Source organism: Escherichia sp. KTE114 (genome assembly GCF_000407765.1).
Taxonomy (GTDB): Bacteria; Pseudomonadota; Gammaproteobacteria; order Enterobacterales; family Enterobacteriaceae; genus Escherichia; species Escherichia ruysiae.
Map to the genome: position 1 here is coordinate 1,878,400 of NZ_KE136626.1, position 16,942 is coordinate 1,895,341.

17 protein-coding genes and 1 other annotated feature (1 of these 18 cut by a window edge) are annotated in these 16,942 nt (G+C 52.2%); of the genes, 13 read left to right on the forward strand and 4 right to left on the reverse strand.

Features of this window, described 5'->3' with window-relative positions:
* Positions 1-50 precede the first annotated feature (50 nt).
* Genes serB through nadR form a run of 3 tightly spaced genes read left to right on the forward strand, consistent with a single transcriptional unit; the run spans position 51 to position 3,703 of the window.
* Positions 51-1,019, forward strand: coding sequence for a phosphoserine phosphatase (gene serB / locus WC5_RS11890; protein WP_001132951.1), 969 nt, complete (start codon positions 51-53; stop codon positions 1,017-1,019).
* Positions 1,020-1,067: 48 nt separating this feature from the next.
* Positions 1,068-2,450, forward strand: coding sequence for a DNA repair protein RadA (gene radA / locus WC5_RS11885; protein WP_001029698.1), 1,383 nt, complete (start codon positions 1,068-1,070; stop codon positions 2,448-2,450).
* A gap of 20 nt (positions 2,451-2,470) precedes the next feature.
* Positions 2,471-3,703 (forward strand): multifunctional transcriptional regulator/nicotinamide-nucleotide adenylyltransferase/ribosylnicotinamide kinase NadR, encoded by a 1,233-nt coding sequence (gene nadR, locus WC5_RS11880; protein ID WP_000093822.1) that lies wholly within the window; start codon positions 2,471-2,473, stop codon positions 3,701-3,703.
* Positions 3,704-3,937: 234 nt separating this feature from the next.
* Here the strand turns inward: nadR and ettA are convergent, their stop codons facing one another.
* On the reverse strand, positions 3,938-5,605 hold the full coding sequence (gene ettA, locus WC5_RS11875; protein WP_000046760.1) for an energy-dependent translational throttle protein EttA: 1,668 nt from the start codon (positions 5,603-5,605) through the stop codon (positions 3,938-3,940).
* A gap of 210 nt (positions 5,606-5,815) precedes the next feature.
* Here ettA and sltY point away from each other — a divergent pair, with 210 nt between their 5' ends.
* Together sltY and trpR are read left to right on the forward strand one after the other, a co-directional pair.
* Positions 5,816-7,753 (forward strand): murein transglycosylase, encoded by a 1,938-nt coding sequence (gene sltY, locus WC5_RS11870; protein WP_000409476.1) that lies wholly within the window; start codon positions 5,816-5,818, stop codon positions 7,751-7,753.
* Positions 7,754-7,842: 89 nt separating this feature from the next.
* Complete coding sequence (trpR, locus tag WC5_RS11865) at positions 7,843-8,169, forward strand: trp operon repressor (RefSeq protein WP_000068684.1); 327 nt, start codon at positions 7,843-7,845, stop codon at positions 8,167-8,169.
* A gap of 84 nt (positions 8,170-8,253) precedes the next feature.
* Here trpR and yjjX read toward each other — a convergent pair whose 3' ends face one another.
* Positions 8,254-8,775, reverse strand: a complete 522-nt coding sequence (gene yjjX / locus WC5_RS11860) for an inosine/xanthosine triphosphatase (protein ID WP_000546620.1) — start codon at positions 8,773-8,775, stop codon at positions 8,254-8,256.
* Positions 8,776-8,826: 51 nt separating this feature from the next.
* Between yjjX and gpmB the strand changes: the two genes are divergently transcribed.
* Positions 8,827-9,474: a 2,3-diphosphoglycerate-dependent phosphoglycerate mutase GpmB gene (gene gpmB, locus WC5_RS11855; protein WP_000942335.1), complete on the forward strand. Its 648-nt coding sequence runs from the start codon at positions 8,827-8,829 to the stop codon at positions 9,472-9,474.
* On the opposite strand, the gene robA is transcribed toward gpmB, so the two are convergent.
* Complete coding sequence (gene robA, locus WC5_RS11850) at positions 9,471-10,340, reverse strand: MDR efflux pump AcrAB transcriptional activator RobA (protein WP_000371672.1); 870 nt, start codon at positions 10,338-10,340, stop codon at positions 9,471-9,473. The genes gpmB and robA overlap by 4 nt on opposite strands.
* Positions 10,341-10,551: 211 nt before the next feature.
* On the opposite strand from robA, the gene creA reads away from it, so the two are divergent.
* The 4 genes from creA to creD are packed head-to-tail and all read left to right on the forward strand — an operon-like array spanning position 10,552 to position 14,561.
* Complete coding sequence (creA, locus tag WC5_RS11845; RefSeq protein WP_000875485.1) at positions 10,552-11,025, forward strand: protein CreA; 474 nt, start codon at positions 10,552-10,554, stop codon at positions 11,023-11,025.
* 12 nt (positions 11,026-11,037) lie between these two features.
* Complete coding sequence (gene creB / locus WC5_RS11840) at positions 11,038-11,727, forward strand: two-component system response regulator CreB (protein ID WP_001188653.1); 690 nt, start codon at positions 11,038-11,040, stop codon at positions 11,725-11,727.
* Entirely contained in the window at positions 11,727-13,151 is a 1,425-nt protein-coding gene (gene creC, locus WC5_RS11835; protein WP_001219557.1) for a two-component system sensor histidine kinase CreC, read from the forward strand. The genes creB and creC overlap by 1 nt, the downstream gene beginning before the upstream one ends.
* A gap of 57 nt (positions 13,152-13,208) precedes the next feature.
* Entirely contained in the window at positions 13,209-14,561 is a 1,353-nt protein-coding gene (creD, locus tag WC5_RS11830) for a cell envelope integrity protein CreD (protein ID WP_000920367.1), read from the forward strand.
* Between the two features lie 57 nt (positions 14,562-14,618).
* Here creD and arcA read toward each other — a convergent pair whose 3' ends face one another.
* Positions 14,619-15,335 carry a two-component system response regulator ArcA gene (gene arcA / locus WC5_RS11825; protein WP_001194358.1) on the reverse strand — a complete coding sequence of 239 codons (717 nt, stop codon included), beginning with the start codon at positions 15,333-15,335 and terminating at the stop codon, positions 14,619-14,621.
* Positions 15,336-15,430: 95 nt separating this feature from the next.
* On the opposite strand from arcA, the gene yjjY reads away from it, so the two are divergent.
* From yjjY to thrL, 3 genes are all read left to right on the forward strand, one after another.
* On the forward strand, positions 15,431-15,571 hold the full coding sequence (gene yjjY, locus WC5_RS0122200; RefSeq protein ID WP_001303782.1) for a YjjY family protein: 141 nt from the start codon (positions 15,431-15,433) through the stop codon (positions 15,569-15,571).
* Between the two features lie 399 nt (positions 15,572-15,970).
* Positions 15,971-16,657 (forward strand): tRNA/rRNA methyltransferase, encoded by a 687-nt coding sequence (locus tag WC5_RS11820; RefSeq protein WP_001241210.1) that lies wholly within the window; start codon positions 15,971-15,973, stop codon positions 16,655-16,657.
* 213 nt (positions 16,658-16,870) lie between these two features.
* Complete coding sequence (gene thrL / locus WC5_RS0122205) at positions 16,871-16,936, forward strand: thr operon leader peptide (protein WP_001386572.1); 66 nt, start codon at positions 16,871-16,873, stop codon at positions 16,934-16,936.
* Positions 16,872-16,942: a sequence feature (Thr leader region), on the forward strand (it continues 49 nt past the right edge of the window). It overlaps the preceding gene by 65 nt.

Here is a 16,942-nt window from a genome sequence, read left to right on the forward strand (position 1 = left end):
TAGCCTCATGCGTTATTTTCCCTGCTTCGAACGATTTTACAGGAGCCTTAATGCCTAACATTACCTGGTGCGACCTGCCTGAAGATGTCTCTTTATGGCCTGGTCTGCCTCTTTCATTAAGTGGTGATGAAGTGATGCCACTGGATTACCACGCAGGTCGTAGCGGCTGGCTGCTGTATGGTCGTGGGCTGGATAAACAACGTCTGACCCAGTACCAGAGCAAACTGGGCGCGGCGATGGTGATTGTTGCCGCCTGGTGCGTGGAAGATTATCAGGTGATTCGTCTGGCTGGTTCGCTCACCGCGCGGGCTACGCGCCTGGCTCATGAAGCACAGCTGGATGTCGCGCCGTTGGGGAAAATTCCGCATCTGCGCACCCCTGGTTTGCTGGTGATGGACATGGACTCCACCGCCATCCAGATTGAATGTATTGATGAAATTGCCAAACTGGCCGGAACGGGCGAGATGGTGGCGGAAGTAACCGAACGGGCGATGCGCGGCGAACTTGATTTTACCGCCAGCCTGCGCAGCCGCGTGGCGACGCTGAAAGGCGCTGATGCGAACATTTTGCTTCAGGTACGTGAAAATCTGCCGCTGATGCCAGGCTTAACGCAGCTGGTACTCAAGCTGGAAACGCTGGGCTGGAAAGTGGCGATTGCCTCCGGCGGCTTTACCTTCTTTGCTGAATACCTGCGCGACAAGCTGCGCCTGACCGCCGTAGTAGCCAATGAACTGGAGATCATGGACGGTAAATTTACCGGCAATGTGATCGGCGACATCGTTGACGCGCAATATAAAGCGAAAACCCTGACCCGCCTCGCGCAGGAGTATGAAATCCCGCAGGCGCAGACCGTGGCGATTGGCGATGGTGCCAACGACCTGCCGATGATCAAAGCAGCAGGGCTGGGGATTGCCTACCATGCCAAGCCAAAAGTGAATGAAAAGACGGAAGTCACCATCCGTCACGCTGACCTGATGGGCGTGTTCTGCATCCTCTCCGGCAGCCTGAATCAGAAGTAATTGCACGCCCGCCATCCTGCGGGCAGCACAGCATTAACGAGGTACACCGTGGCAAAAGCTCCAAAACGCGCCTTTGTTTGTAATGAATGCGGGGCAGATTATCCGCGCTGGCAGGGGCAGTGCAGCGCCTGCCATGCCTGGAACACCATCACCGAGGTGCGTCTTGCTGCGTCGCCAACGGTGGCGCGTAACGAGCGTCTCAGTGGCTATGCCGGTAGTGCCGGAGTGGCAAAAGTCCAGAAACTCTCCGATATCAGCCTTGAAGAGCTGCCGCGTTTTTCCACCGGATTTAAAGAGTTCGACCGCGTATTAGGCGGCGGGGTAGTGCCGGGAAGCGCCATTCTGATTGGCGGTAACCCAGGTGCGGGGAAATCCACGCTGCTACTGCAAACGCTGTGCAAACTGGCCCAGCAGATGAAAACGCTGTATGTCACTGGCGAAGAGTCGCTGCAACAGGTGGCAATGCGCGCTCATCGTCTCGGCCTACCGACTGACAATCTCAATATGTTGTCGGAAACCAGCATTGAGCAGATCTGCCTGATTGCCGAAGAAGAGCAACCGAAGCTGATGGTAATTGACTCCATCCAGGTGATGCATATGGCGGATGTTCAGTCTTCGCCTGGCAGCGTGGCGCAGGTGCGTGAAACAGCGGCTTATCTGACACGATTCGCTAAAACGCGCGGCGTGGCGATTGTCATGGTCGGGCACGTAACCAAAGATGGCTCGCTGGCTGGTCCGAAAGTGCTGGAACACTGTATCGATTGTTCGGTGCTGCTGGACGGCGACGCCGACTCCCGTTTCCGCACCTTACGCAGCCATAAAAACCGCTTCGGCGCGGTGAATGAGCTGGGCGTCTTCGCGATGACCGAACAGGGGCTGCGTGAAGTCAGCAATCCTTCGGCAATCTTCTTAAGCCGTGGCGATGAAGTGACCTCTGGCAGTTCAGTGATGGTGGTATGGGAAGGGACGCGCCCGCTGCTGGTGGAGATTCAGGCGCTGGTCGATCATTCGATGATGGCGAACCCACGCCGCGTGGCGGTCGGGCTGGAACAAAACCGTCTGGCGATCCTGCTGGCGGTGCTGCACCGTCACGGCGGTCTGCAAATGGCTGATCAGGATGTCTTTGTGAACGTGGTCGGCGGCGTGAAGGTAACGGAAACCAGCGCCGACTTAGCGTTACTGCTGGCGATGGTTTCCAGCCTGCGCGACAGGCCGCTGCCGCAGGATCTGGTGGTGTTTGGCGAAGTGGGGCTGGCAGGGGAGATCCGCCCGGTGCCCAGCGGTCAGGAACGAATCTCTGAAGCGGCGAAACACGGTTTTCGCCGGGCGATTGTTCCTGCGGCCAACGTGCCGAAAAAAGCGCCGGAAGGGATGCAGATTTTTGGCGTTAAGAAACTCTCCGACGCGCTTAGCGTGTTCGACGACTTATAATGAGAGATACGGAGGGAGATATGTCGTCATTTGATTACCTGAAAACCGCTATTAAGCAACAAGGCTGCACGTTACAGCAGGTTGCTGATGCCAGCGGTATGACCAAAGGGTATTTAAGCCAGTTACTGAATGCCAAAATCAAAAGCCCCAGCGCACAAAAGCTGGAGGCGTTGCACCGTTTTTTGGGGCTTGAATTTCCCCGGCAGAAGAAAACCATTGGTGTCGTATTCGGTAAGTTCTACCCGCTGCATACCGGACATATCTACCTTATCCAGCGCGCCTGTAGCCAGGTTGACGAGCTGCATATCATTATGGGCTTTGACGATACTCGCGACCGCGCGTTGTTTGAAGACAGCGCCATGTCGCAGCAGCCCACGGTGCCGGATCGTCTGCGCTGGTTATTGCAAACCTTTAAATATCAGAAAAATATCCGCATTCATGCTTTCAACGAAGAGGGCATGGAGCCGTATCCGCACGGCTGGGACGTGTGGAGCAACGGCATCAAAAATTTTATGGCCGAAAAAGGCATTCAGCCGGATTTGATCTACACCTCGGAAGAGACCGACGCACCACAGTACCTGGAACATCTGGGGATCGAAACGGTGCTTGTCGATCCGAAACGCACCTTTATGAGTATCAGCGGAGCGCAGATCCGTGAAAACCCGTTCCGCTACTGGGAATATATTCCTACGGAAGTGAAACCGTTCTTTGTGCGTACCGTGGCGATCCTCGGCGGCGAGTCGAGCGGTAAATCCACCCTGGTAAACAAACTCGCCAATATCTTCAACACCACCAGTGCGTGGGAGTTTGGTCGTGATTATGTCTTTTCGCACCTCGGTGGCGATGAGATTGCGTTGCAGTATTCCGACTACGATAAAATTGCGCTGGGTCACGCGCAATATATTGATTTTGCGGTGAAATATGCCAATAAAGTGGCGTTTATCGACACTGATTTTGTGACAACTCAGGCGTTCTGCAAAAAGTACGAAGGGCGTGAGCATCCGTTCGTGCAGGCGCTGATCGATGAATACCGTTTTGATCTGGTGATCTTGCTGGAGAACAACACGCCGTGGGTGGCAGATGGTTTACGCAGCCTCGGCAGTTCGGTGGATCGTAAAGAGTTCCAGAATTTGCTGGTGGAGATGCTGGAAGAGAACAATATCGAATTTGTGCGGGTTGAAGAAGACGATTACGACAGCCGTTTCCTGCGCTGCGTGGAGTTGGTGCGGGAGATGATGGGGGAGCAGGGTTAAGACCCAATGCCTGATGCGACGCTGACGCGTCTTATCAGGCCTGCTGTTTTGCAACCTATTGAAATAACTGGGCTTGTAGGCCGGATAAGGCGTTCACGCCGCATCCGGCATTCGGAGTCCAATGCCTGATGCGACGCTGACGCGTCTTATCAGGCCTACTGTTTCGCAACGTATTGAAATCGCTGAGCTTGTAGGCCGGATAAGGCGTTCACGCCGCATCCGGCATCTTACAAATTACTTCGCAATACGCTTGTACTTGATACGCTTCGGCTCCAGCGCGTCTGCGCCCAGCGTGCGTTTCTTATACTCTTCGTACTCGGTAAAGTTACCTTCGAAGAACTCAACTTTACCTTCATCCTGATAATCCAGAATGTGCGTCGCGATACGGTCGAGGAACCAACGGTCGTGCGAGATAACCATCGCGCAGCCCGGGAACTCCAGCAGGGCGTTTTCCAGCGCGCGCAGGGTTTCGATATCCAGGTCGTTGGTCGGTTCGTCGAGCAGCAGCATGTTGCCGCCAACCTGCAGCAGCTTCGCCAGATGCAGACGACCGCGCTCACCACCGGAAAGTTCGCCAACGCGTTTACCTTGATCAACCCCTTTAAAGTTAAAGCGGCCTACGTAGGCACGGCTCGGCATCTCGGTGTTACCGATCTTCATGATATCCAGTCCGCCGGAAACTTCTTCCCAAACGGTTTTGCTGTTATCCATTGAGTCACGGAACTGATCAACAGATGCCAGTTTCACCGTTTCACCTAAAGTGATGGTGCCGCTGTCCGGCTGTTCCTGACCAGAGATCATACGGAACAGGGTCGATTTACCCGCACCGTTCGGCCCGATGATCCCGACGATTGCCCCTTTCGGGATCGAGAAGCTCAGGGAGTCAATCAGCAGGCGATCGCCGTAGGATTTACGCAGGTTGCTGACTTCCAACACTTTATCGCCCAGACGCGGTCCAGGTGGAATAAACAGTTCGTTGGTTTCGTTACGTTTCTGGTATTCGGTGTTGTTCAGCTCTTCAAAGCGCGCCAGACGTGCTTTACCTTTCGACTGACGGCCTTTAGTCCCCTGACGTACCCACTCCAGCTCTTTTTCAATCGACTTACGACGTGCTGCTTCTTGCGAAGCTTCCTGCGCCAGACGCTGATCTTTCTGCTCCAGCCAGGAGGAGTAGTTACCTTCCCACGGAATACCTTCGCCACGGTCAAGTTCGAGGATCCAGCCCGCAACGTTATCGAGGAAGTAACGGTCGTGGGTAATCGCCACAACGGTGCCTTCGAAGTCGTGCAGGAAGCGTTCCAGCCACGCTACGGATTCGGCATCCAGGTGGTTAGTTGGTTCGTCGAGCAGCAGCATGTCTGGTTTTTCCAGCAGCAGGCGGCACAACGCCACGCGACGACGCTCACCACCGGAGAGGTTAGCGATTTTCGCCTCCCAGTCCGGCAGACGCAGCGCATCTGCTGCACGTTCCAGTTGCACGTTCAGGTTATGACCGTCGTGAGCCTGAATGATCTCTTCCAGACGGCCTTGTTCAGCGGCCAGCTTGTCGAAATCGGCATCCGGATCGGCGTATAACGCATACACTTCATCCAGACGTTTCAGGGCGTTAACCACTTCAGAGACCGCTTCTTCAATGGACTCACGCACGGTGTGTTCCGGGTTCAGCTGCGGTTCCTGCGGCAGATAACCAATCTTGATATCCGGCTGCGGACGCGCTTCACCTTCGATATCTTTATCGATGCCCGCCATAATGCGCAGCAGGGTGGACTTACCGGCGCCGTTCAGACCCAGGACGCCGATTTTTGCCCCAGGGAAGAAACTCAGAGAGATGTTTTTCAAAATATGACGTTTCGGCGGAACAACTTTGCCGACACGATGCATGGTATAAACGAATTGAGCCACGTTGGACTTCGCCTCTATGTTTATCGTGATGATGAGTTTTCAAAGGCGAAGTGTAGCCTGTTTCCTTATCTAATCCCAGCCGGTCGATCACCCTCCCGATAAAAGTAAAAAAGTGTCCATAACGTGGCGCAAACGGCAATGACTGGTTAGCATAAATCTATTAGGCGGCATGACGCTGCATTGATGTATTTACACTTAGAGGATGCGCTTGTGGAAAAAGCCAAACAAGTTACCTGGCGGCTGTTGGCTGCCGGTGTCTGTCTGCTGACGGTCAGCAGCGTGGCGCGAGCCGACTCACTGGATGAGCAGCGTAGCCGTTACGCGCAAATCAAGCAGGCCTGGGATAATCGACAAATGGACGTGGTCGAACAAATGATGCCATCCCTGAAGGATTATCCACTTTACCCCTACCTGGAATACCGCCAGATCACCGATGATCTGATGAATCAACCGGCGGTCACGGTCACTAACTTTGTTCGTGCTAACCCAACGCTTCCTCCGGCTCGCGCACTACAATCTCGTTTCGTCAATGAACTGGCGCGGCGTGAAGACTGGCGTGGCTTGTTAGCTTTTAGCCCGGAAAAACCAGGGACTACCGAAGCGCAATGTAATTACTACTATGCAAAATGGAACACCGGGCAGAGTGAAGAAACCTGGCAAGGGGCGAAAGAGCTGTGGCTAACCGGCAAGAGCCAGCCTAACGCTTGCGATAAGTTGTTTAGCGTCTGGCGCGCGTCCGGTAAGCAAGAGCCACTGGCTTATTTAGAGCGCATCCGCCTGGCGATGAAAGCGGGCAATACCGGGTTGGTGACGGTACTCGCAGGTCAGATGCCTGCCGATTATCAAACTATCGCCTCGGCGATTATTTCACTGGCGAACAACCCTAATACGGTACTGACCTTCGCGCGTACTACCGGAGCGACTGATTTTACCCGCCAGATGGCAGCGGTGGCGTTTGCCAGCGTGGCGCGCCAGGATGCAGAAAACGCACGGCTGCTGATCCCGTCGCTTGCTCAGGCGCAGCAGCTTAATGAAGATCAGATTCAGGAGCTACGCGATATCGTCGCCTGGCGTCTGATGGGCAATGACGTCACCGACGAGCAGGCGAAATGGCGCGATGACGCAATTATGCGTTCGCAATCCACGTCGTTAATTGAACGACGCGTGCGGATGGCGCTTGGCACTGGCGACCGTTCTGGCCTGAATACCTGGCTGGCACGCTTGCCGATGGAAGCGAAAGAAAAAGATGAATGGCGCTACTGGCAAGCGGATTTACTGCTGGAACGCGGTCGTGAAGCGGAAGCAAAAGAGATTTTGCATCAACTCATGCAACAGCGTGGTTTCTACCCGATGGTTGCTGCACAGCGCATCGGCGAAGAGTATGAGCTGAAGATTGATAAAGCGCCGCAGAATGTCGACACTGCCCTGACTCAGGGGCCGGAGATGGCGCGCGTGCGCGAGTTGATGTACTGGAATCTCGATAATACCGCGCGTAGCGAGTGGGCCAATCTGGTGAAGAGCAAGTCAAAAACAGAGCAGGCACAGTTGGCGCGGTATGCTTTCAACAACCAATGGTGGGATCTTAGCGTTCAGGCGACGATCGCCGGGAAACTGTGGGATCATCTGGAAGAGCGATTCCCGCTGGCCTACAACGATCTTTTCAAACGCTACACCAGTGGCAAAGATATCCCGCAAAGCTATGCAATGGCGATTGCTCGCCAGGAGAGCGCCTGGAATCCGAAAGTGAAGTCGCCGGTAGGCGCCAGCGGTCTGATGCAGATTATGCCGGGCACAGCGACCCATACGGTGAAAATGTTCTCAATTCCAGGTTACAGCAGCCCAGGACAATTGCTGGATCCGGAAACGAACATCAACATTGGCACCAGTTACCTGCAATATGTTTATCAGCAGTTTGGTAATAACCGCATTTTCTCATCGGCAGCCTATAACGCTGGACCAGGACGGGTACGCACCTGGCTTGGCAACAGCGCCGGACGTATCGACGCTGTGGCGTTTGTCGAGAGTATCCCGTTCTCCGAGACGCGCGGTTATGTGAAGAACGTGCTGGCTTATGACGCGTATTATCGCTATTTCATGGGCGATAAACCGACGCTTTTAAGCGCCACAGAATGGGGGCGTCGTTACTGAAGCGCCCGTTTATGATATGCTATCGTACTCTTTTGCGAGTACAACCGGGGGAGGCATTTTGTTTCCCCCGCTAACAATGGCGACACACTATGGCTCAACAATCACCCTATTCAGCAGCGATGGCAGAACAGCGTCACCAGGAGTGGTTACGTTTTGTTGACCTGCTTAAGAGTGCCTACGAAAACGATCTCCATTTACCGCTGTTAAACCTGATGCTGACGCCGGATGAGCGCGAAGCGTTGGGGACTCGCGTGCGTATCGTAGAAGAGTTGTTGCGCGGTGAAATGAGCCAGCGTGAGTTAAAAAACGAACTCGGCGCGGGCATTGCGACCATTACTCGTGGATCGAACAGCCTGAAAGCCGCACCCGTCGAGTTGCGCCAGTGGCTGGAAGAAGTGCTGCTGAAAAGCGATTGATTTTGTAGGCCTGATAAGACGCGCCAGCGTCTTATCAGGCATCGTGCACCGAATGCCGGATGCGGCGTGAACGCCTTCTCCGTCCTACAATGGCTGATACACCGCATTATGAAACGGACTCAGCGCCAGGATCACCGCCTGGTGATAGACGCTGGTGCGGGTGAGTTTCCCGGCGGTAAACACGCCGATTGCTCCTTCTTTACGACCAATCTCATCAATGCCGGTATAGCGCGACATCACGGGGCCAAGCGCCTCACCTTCACGCACTTTCTCCAGAATCACCGCAGGCAACGGCAAAGTTGCTGAACGCGCTTCACCACGCTGGCTGGCGTTTTCAATCACCACCCAACTGAAGGTGCTGTCACCATCAATACCCGCTTCAATCGCTACCCAAAAATCAGCCTCTGGGCGTAAATGACGGGAATTTGCTACCCGATTTCGTGCGCCAGCGCGCGTTTCCTCACTGCCAAAGGGCTGTTCCGGTACGCCGCTCTCGACGGCAACGGACTCAATGTGGCAGGATCCTTCGCCGAAGATCTCGTGAAATGCCTGCAGAATGGCCTGAATTTTAGCGGGATTGGTGGTCGCACAGACAACATGGTGCATAATCAGGATTACTCACAAAATTAACGTTAAAGCAGTATACGGAAAAAAAGCATGTTACAGGTATACCTTGTCCGCCACGGTGAAACCCAGTGGAACGCCGAGCGACGTATTCAGGGCCAGTCTGACAGCCCGCTGACTGCAAAAGGTGAGCAACAGGCAATGCAGGTGGCGAACCGTGCCAAAGAGCTTGGCATTACGCATATCATCAGTAGTGATTTAGGCCGCACCCGGCGTACGGCGGAAATCATCGCCCAGGCTTGTGGTTGTGACATCATCTTTGATTCCCGCTTGCGTGAGTTAAATATGGGCGTGCTGGAGAAAAGACACATTGACTCTCTGACTGAAGAAGAAGAGAACTGGCGTCGTCAGCTCGTCAATGGCACCGTTGACGGGCGTATTCCTGAAGGCGAGTCGATGCAGGAACTTAGCGATCGCGTTAACGCAGCACTGGAATCTTGTCGGGATTTACCACCGGGAAGTCGACCGCTGCTGGTGAGCCACGGTATTGCGCTGGGATGCCTGGTGAGTACCATTCTGGGCTTACCGGCATGGGCAGAACGACGCTTACGTCTGCGTAACTGTTCTATTTCGCGCGTGGATTATCAGGAAAGCCTGTGGCTGGCATCTGGCTGGGTAGTTGAAACTGCAGGGGACATCTCTCATCTGGACGCCCCTGCATTAGACGAACTACAGCGTTAACGACGTATCGGAATAAGCAGCTCGCAGCGCAGATTAATTGGGCGATCTCCCGCTTTGGCATCTTCTGCCGGGTAGTATCGCTCAATATCCTGACCTTTACGGCGAGTCAGGTTGAGCATCGGCATACAGGTTCCGTATACCGTCAGAATAAACTCCTGCACGCCGGTTCCCAGACCTTCGTAGGTAAACATCACATAGTCGCCGCCCTGCAACAGCACCGGATGCCCGGTCAGTACATAGCCGTCGGCTTGATCCCGAGCCAGAGCCGTGGTGTAAAACACTTCTTGCTCGTCGTCTTTATCCTGGCTTGGACGCGTTTCGTTCAAACCGTAAAGCACTGGCGGAATGGTTGGCGAGTTACCGAGAAAATCGTGCCAGAACTGGTAGCGCATTTCGTGGCGGAAATCAGAGATTTGCTCCAGCGAGCAGGAGTAGCTCTGGGTAACACCAATCAGCGGCGTATCTTCCAGGGTGACAAATTTGTGCTCTGGCATGGTAAATTCACCCAGACGTAGCGGCGGGCGAATACCAAAGGCGCTCCATTCAGGAGAACGGCGGTAAAGTGCGGGAGTCTGGGCAAACTGCTTCTTGAATGCGCGGGTAAATGTCTGTTGAGAGTCGAAGCGGTATTGCAGCGCGATATCCAGAATCGGACGCGCAGTCAGGCGTAGTGCGACCGCCGATTTCGACAAACGACGAGCACGAATATACGCGCCAATAGCATGGCCAGTGACATCTTTAAACATTCTCTGTAAGTGCCACTTGGAATAACCTGCTTTCGCCGCTACATTGTCGAGCGACAGGGGCTGATCCAGATGACCTTCCAGCCAGATTAAAAGGTCGCGAATAATGCCGGCCTGATCCATAAAATATCCTCATCCTTTCAACAACGAGCACCTGACATCAGGTAATTGGATAATAGCATTTTTTGCTGTTTTAGCATTCAGTGTTTTTTTCTTAGCAGAGTATGTTTTAGGTCTTGACGGAGATAAAAGAATTGAGATTTTGTTCTTAATCAATATGTTATTTATCGTGACGAACTAATTGCTCAGTGTAACTTATAAAAATGGTAACAATATGAAATACAAGCATTTGATCTTGTCCTTAAGCCTGATAATGCTGGGGCCATTGGCTCATGCGGAAGAAATTGGTTCGGTCGACACCGTATTTAAAATGATCGGCCCGGATCACAAAATTGTCGTAGAAGCCTTTGACGATCCCGATGTGAAAAACGTCACCTGTTATGTGAGTCGGGCGAAAACCGGCGGTATTAAAGGAGGATTAGGTCTGGCGGAAGATACTTCCGATGCGGCCATTTCCTGCCAGCAGGTAGGGCCGATTGAACTGTCGGATCGCATTAAAAACGGCAAAGCTCAGGGTGAAGTCGTGTTCAAAAAACGGACTTCTCTGGTCTTTAAGTCGTTACAGGTCGTGCGTTTCTATGACGCCAAACGCAACGCGCTCGCTTACCTGGCTTACTCCGACAAAGTTGTTGATGGTTCACCGAAAAATGCCATCAGCGCCGTTCCTGTCATGCCGTGGCGACAATAACAGAGGCGATTTATGCAACGGGAAACGGTCTGGTTAGTGGAAGACGAGCAAGGGATAGCCGACACGCTGGTCTACATGTTGCAGCAGGAAGGTTTTGCCGTCGAGTTCTTTGAACGGGGCTTACCGGCGCTGGATAAAGCGCGCCTGCAGGTTCCTGACGTTATCATTCTCGATGTCGGCCTGCCCGATATTAGCGGTTTCGAACTGTGTCGCCAGTTGCTGGCGCTGCATCCTGCGTTGCCCGTACTATTTCTGACCGCCCGTAGTGAAGAGGTGGATCGCCTGCTTGGGCTGGAGATTGGCGCTGACGACTACGTGGCTAAACCATTTTCACCCCGCGAAGTGTGCGCCAGAGTGCGCACCTTACTGCGTCGGGTGAAGAAGTTTTCTACGCCGTCTCCCGTCATCCGTATTGGTCATTTTGAACTGAATGAACCTGCGGCGCAGATAAGCTGGTTTGACACGCCATTAACGCTGACGCGGTACGAATTTTTGTTGTTGAAAACGTTACTCAAGTCGCCAGGCCGTGTCTGGTCACGCCAGCAATTGATGGATAGCGTCTGGGAAGATGCACAGGACACTTACGATCGCACCGTCGATACTCACATCAAAACGCTGCGCGCCAAACTGCGCGCTATAAATCCCGACCTTTCGCCGATTAATACTCATCGCGGAATGGGATACAGTCTGAGGAGCCTGTAATGCGCATCGGGATGCGCCTGTTGCTGGGCTATTTTTTACTGGTGGCGGTGGCGGCCTGGTTCGTACTGGCAATTTTTGTCAAAGAAGTTAAACCGGGCGTGCGAAGGGCGACGGAAGGGACGCTGATCGACACCGCAACGTTGCTGGCGGAGCTGGCGCGTCCCGATTTGCTCTCTGGTGACCCCGAGCATGGACAACTGGCACAGGCGTTTAACCAGCTACAAAATCGCCCGTTTCGCGCCAATATCGGCGGCATTAACAAAGTGCGCAATGAATACCATGTCTATATGACCGATGCGCAGGGCAAAGTATTGTTCGATTCGGCAAATAAAGCCGTGGGGCAGGATTATTCCCGCTGGAATGATGTCTGGTTAACGTTGCGTGGTCAGTATGGCGCGCGTAGCACGTTGCAAAATCCTGCCGATCCCGAAAGTTCTGTAATGTATGTTGCCGCGCCGATTATGGACGGTTCGCGGCTAATTGGTGTTTTGAGCGTAGGCAAACCGAACGCAGCGATGGCGCCGGTCATTAAACGCAGTGAGCGGCGAATTTTATGGGCGAGTACCATTTTGTTGGGGATTGCGCTGGTGATTGGCGCGGGAATGGTTTGGTGGATCAACCGCTCCATTGCCCGGCTCACCCGCTATGCTGATTCCGTTACCGACAATAAGCCCGTTCCTCTCCCTGAACTCGGCAGTAGCGAGCTGCGTAAGTTAGCGCAGGCGCTGGAAAGTATGCGCGTGAAGCTGGAAGGGAAAAACTATATAGAGCAGTATGTTTACGCATTAACCCATGAGCTAAAAAGCCCACTGGCGGCGATTCGTGGCGCGGCGGAAATTTTACGTGAAGGCCCACCACCGGAAGTAGTGGCTCGCTTTACCGATAATATTTTGACGCAAAATGCGCGAATGCAGGCGCTGGTTGAAACGTTATTACGCCAGGCAAGACTGGAGAATCGCCAGGAAGTGGTTCTTTCTGCGGTTGATGTAGCGGCATTATTTAACCGCATCAGCGAAGCGCGCACCGTGCAGCTGGCAGAAAAAAATATCACTCTGCATGTTATGCCCATTGAGGTTAACGTTGCTGCTGAACCTGCGTTACTGGAGCAGGCGCTGGGGAATTTACTGGATAACGCCATCGATTTCACTCCCGATCATGGCTGCATAACGCTTAGTGCGGTGGTAGATCAGGAGCAAGTCACGCTTAAGGTGCAGGATACCGGCAGTGGCATTCCTGACTACGCGCTGCCGCGCATTTTTGAACGCTTTTACTCTTTGCCGCGTGCAAATGGGCAAAAAAGTAGTGGGCTGGGGCTGGCGTTTGTCAGCGAAGTTGCCCGTTTGCTCAATGGCGAAGTCACGCTGCACAACATGCCGGAAGGCGGTGTGCTGGCCTCGCTTCGGCTTCACCGTCACTTCACATAACTTCAAATTCTTCCCACATAGCCTTCATACACTGCCGCCATTGCAAAGGAGAAGACTATGTTGAAATCCCCCCTGTTCTGGAAAATGACCACTTTGTTTGGCGCGGTGTTGCTGTTGTTAATTCCATTAATGTTGATTCGGCAGGTGATTGTCGAACGTGCCGATTACCGTAGCGATGTTGAAGATGCAATTCGTCAAAGCACCAGCGGGCCACAAAAGTTGGTTGGGCCGCTTATCGCTATTCCTGTGACCGAGCTTTATACGGTGCAGGAAGAGGATAAAACTGTGGAGCGCAAGCGGAGTTTTATCCGTTTCTGGTTACCGGAGTCGTTGATGGTTGATGGCAATCAGAATGTGGAAGAACGGAAGATCGGTATTTATTCCGGCCAGGTCTGGCACAGTGATTTAACGCTGAAAGCCGATTTTGACGTTTCGCGTCTTAGCGAACTTAATGCGCCAAATATCACCTTAGGCAAGCCGTTTATCGTGATTAGCGTTGGTGACGCGCGTGGCATTGGCGTGGTGAAAGCGCCTGAACTTAACGGAACGGCGTTGGCTATTGAACCCGGCACCGGGTTAGAGCGAGGCGGGCAGGGCGTGCATATCCCTTTACCCGAAGGAGACTGGCTGAAGCAGAACCTGAAGCTGAATATGGCGCTGAATTTAAGCGGTACTGGTGATTTTTCTGTGGTTCCGACGGGACGTAATAGCGAGATGACCTTAACCAGCAACTGGCCGCACCCCAGTTTTTTAGGCGATTTTTTGCCAGCGAAACGGGAAATAAGTGCATCCGGTTTTCAGGCGCAATGGCAAAGTAGCTGGTTTGCTAATAATCTCGGTGAGCGTTTTGCTTCAGGCAATGATAGCGGCTGGGAAAATTTCCCGGCGTTTAGCGTCGCAGTCACTACGCCAGCCGATCAGTATCAATTAACGGATCGGGCGACCAAGTACGCTATTTTGCTGATCTCACTAACTTTTATGGCCTTCTTTGTCTTTGAAACATTAACGGCAAAGCGTTTACACCCGATGCAATATTTGCTGGTAGGGCTGTCATTGGTGATGTTTTATTTGCTCCTGCTGGCGCTTTCTGAACATACCGGTTTTACCGTGGCCTGGATAATCGCCAGTCTGATTGGGGCGTTAATGAACGGTATTTACTTGCAGGCAGTATTAAAAGGCTGGCGCAACAGCATGTTGTTTACCTTCGCGCTGTTGTTGCTGGATGGCGTGATGTGGGGACTGCTGAATTCTGCCGATAGCGCGCTGTTGTTGGGAACCAGTGTGCTGGTGGTGGCGCTGGCAGGCATGATGTTTGTGACACGTAATATCGACTGGTATGCGTTTTCACTGCCGAAAATGAAAACCAGCAAAGAAGCCACAATGGACGATGAGTTACGTATCTGGAAATAATGTTGAAAAATAAAAACGGCGCTAAAAAGCGCCGTTTTTTTGACGGTGGTAAGCCGATTAATCTTCCAGATCACCGCAGAAGCGATAACCTTCACCGTGAATGGTGGCGATGATTTCCGGCGTATCCGGCGTAGATTCGAAATGCTTACGAATACGACGGATTGTCACGTCTACAGTACGGTCGTGCGGCTTCAGCTCACGGCCGGTCATTTTCTTCAGCAGTTCAGCACGAGACTGAATTTTGCCTGGGTTTTCACAGAAGTGAAGCATGGCGCGGAACTCGCTGCGCGGCAGTTTGTACTGCTCGCCATCAGGGCCGATCAACGAACGGCTGTTGATGTCCAGTTCCCAACCATTGAACTTGTAGCTTTCAACGCTACGACGTTCTTCGCTGACAGTACCCAGATTCATGGTACGAGACAGCAAGTTGCGTGCACGGATAGTCAGTTCACGCGGGTTGAACGGTTTGGTGATGTAATCGTCTGCACCGATTTCGAGGCCGAGAATTTTATCGACTTCGTTGTCACGGCCAGTCAGGAACATCAACGCAACATTCGCCTGCTCGCGCAGTTCACGCGCTAACAGAAGACCGTTCTTACCCGGCAGATTGATATCCATGATCACCAGGTTGATGTCATATTCAGAGAGGATCTGATGCATTTCCGCGCCATCTGTCGCTTCGAAAACATCATAGCCTTCCGCTTCGAAAATACTTTTCAACGTGTTGCGTGTTACCAACTCGTCTTCAACGATAAGAATGTGCGGGGTCTGCATGTTTGCTACCTAAATTGCCAACTAAATCGAAACAGGAAGTACAAAAGTCCCTGACCTGCCTGATACATGCTGCAAATTAACATGATCGGCGTAACATGACTAAAGTACGTAATTGCGTTCTTGATGCACTTTCCATCAACGTCAACAACATCATTAGCTTGGTCGTGGGTACTTTCCCTCAGGACCCGACAGTGTCAAAAACGGCTGTCATCCTAACCATTTTAACAGCGACATAACAGGCTAAGACGTGCCGGACACCCAATAAAACTACGCTTCGTTGACATATATCAAGTTCAATTGTAGCACGTTAACAGTTTGATGAAATCATCGTATCTAAATGCTAGCTTTCGTCACATTATTTTAATAATCCAACTAGTTGCATCCTACAACTAATAAACGTGGTGAATCCAATTGTCGAGATTTATTTTTTATAAAATTATCCTAAGTAAACAGAAAGATATGTAGCGTTTTTTAACAATTGAACGGTTAGTACAGTCAAGAAATAGTTTAGCTTTTTTTAAGTTAAGTAAAGGGCTTTTTCTGCGACTTGCGTTAATATTTTGTAAATTCTCTCCGCGCAGTAAGTTGACATTCATCACTCTATTCGCGGTTATTTGGTCAAGAAGAGTAGCAACATGCGTTTGACGATTATTCTGGTCGCACCCGCCAGAGCAGAAAATATTGGGGCAGCAGCGCGGGCAATGAAAACGATGGGTTTTAGCGAACTGAGGATTGTCGATAGTCAGGCACACCTGGAGCCAGCCACCCGATGGGTTGCACATGGCTCCGGTGATATTATTGATAATATTAAAGTTTTTCCGACGCTGGCTGAATCGTTACATGACGTTGATTTCACTGTTGCCACCACAGCGCGTAGTCGGGCGAAATATCATTACTACGCGACACCGGTGGAACTGGTGCCATTGTTGGAAGAAAAATCGGCGTGGATGAATCACGTGGCGCTGGTCTTTGGTCGTGAAGATTCCGGGCTGACCAACGAGGAACTGGCACTGGCTGATATTCTTACCGGTGTGCCAATGGTGGCAGATTACCCTTCGCTCAATCTGGGGCAGGCGGTGATGGTCTATTGCTATCAATTAGCAACATTAATACAACAACCGACGAAAAGTAACGCAACGGCAGACCAACATCAACTGCGCGCTTTACGCGAACGTGCCATGTCGTTGTTAACGACGTTAGCGGTGGCAGATGACACAAAACTGGTCAACTGGTTACAGCAACGTCTGGGGCTTTTAGAGCAACGGGATACCGCAATGTTGCATCGTTTGTTGCATGATATTGAAAAAAATATCACCAAATAAAAAACGCCACGTCATGTTGTTTTTAGGTTTTCATTCTGACTGCAACGGGAAATCTGTCTCTGAATGGATTAAAAAAAGAGCACCTGCCAGCAGCTTATGAACTGGTTGCCTTCCGTGAGTAAATTAAAATTTTATTGACTTAGGTCACTAAATACTTTAACCAATATAGGCATAGCGCACAGACAGATAAAAATTACAGAGTACACAACATCCATGAAACGCATCAGCACCACCATTACCACCACCATCACCATTACCACAGGTAACGGTGCGGGCTGACGCGTA

Bases quoted from the DNA above. Each gene is read 5' to 3' on its own strand.
- creD (WP_000920367.1), top strand. From the start codon at position 13,209: ATGTTGAAATCCCCCCTGTTCTGGAAAATGACCACTTTGTTTGGCGCG.
- creA (WP_000875485.1), top strand. From the start codon at position 10,552: ATGAAATACAAGCATTTGATCTTGTCCTTAAGCCTGATAATGCTGGGG.
- serB (WP_001132951.1), top strand. From the start codon at position 51: ATGCCTAACATTACCTGGTGCGACCTGCCTGAAGATGTCTCTTTATGG.
- yjjX (WP_000546620.1), bottom strand. From the start codon at position 8,775: ATGCACCATGTTGTCTGTGCGACCACCAATCCCGCTAAAATTCAGGCC.
- trpR (WP_000068684.1), top strand. From the start codon at position 7,843: ATGGCTCAACAATCACCCTATTCAGCAGCGATGGCAGAACAGCGTCAC.
- creB (WP_001188653.1), top strand. From the start codon at position 11,038: ATGCAACGGGAAACGGTCTGGTTAGTGGAAGACGAGCAAGGGATAGCC.
- creC (WP_001219557.1), top strand. From the start codon at position 11,727: ATGCGCATCGGGATGCGCCTGTTGCTGGGCTATTTTTTACTGGTGGCG.
- robA (WP_000371672.1), bottom strand. From the start codon at position 10,340: ATGGATCAGGCCGGCATTATTCGCGACCTTTTAATCTGGCTGGAAGGT.
- nadR (WP_000093822.1), top strand. From the start codon at position 2,471: ATGTCGTCATTTGATTACCTGAAAACCGCTATTAAGCAACAAGGCTGC.
- arcA (WP_001194358.1), bottom strand. From the start codon at position 15,335: ATGCAGACCCCGCACATTCTTATCGTTGAAGACGAGTTGGTAACACGC.
- yjjY (WP_001303782.1), top strand. From the start codon at position 15,431: ATGACTAAAGTACGTAATTGCGTTCTTGATGCACTTTCCATCAACGTC.
- gpmB (WP_000942335.1), top strand. From the start codon at position 8,827: ATGTTACAGGTATACCTTGTCCGCCACGGTGAAACCCAGTGGAACGCC.
- WC5_RS11820 (WP_001241210.1), top strand. From the start codon at position 15,971: ATGCGTTTGACGATTATTCTGGTCGCACCCGCCAGAGCAGAAAATATT.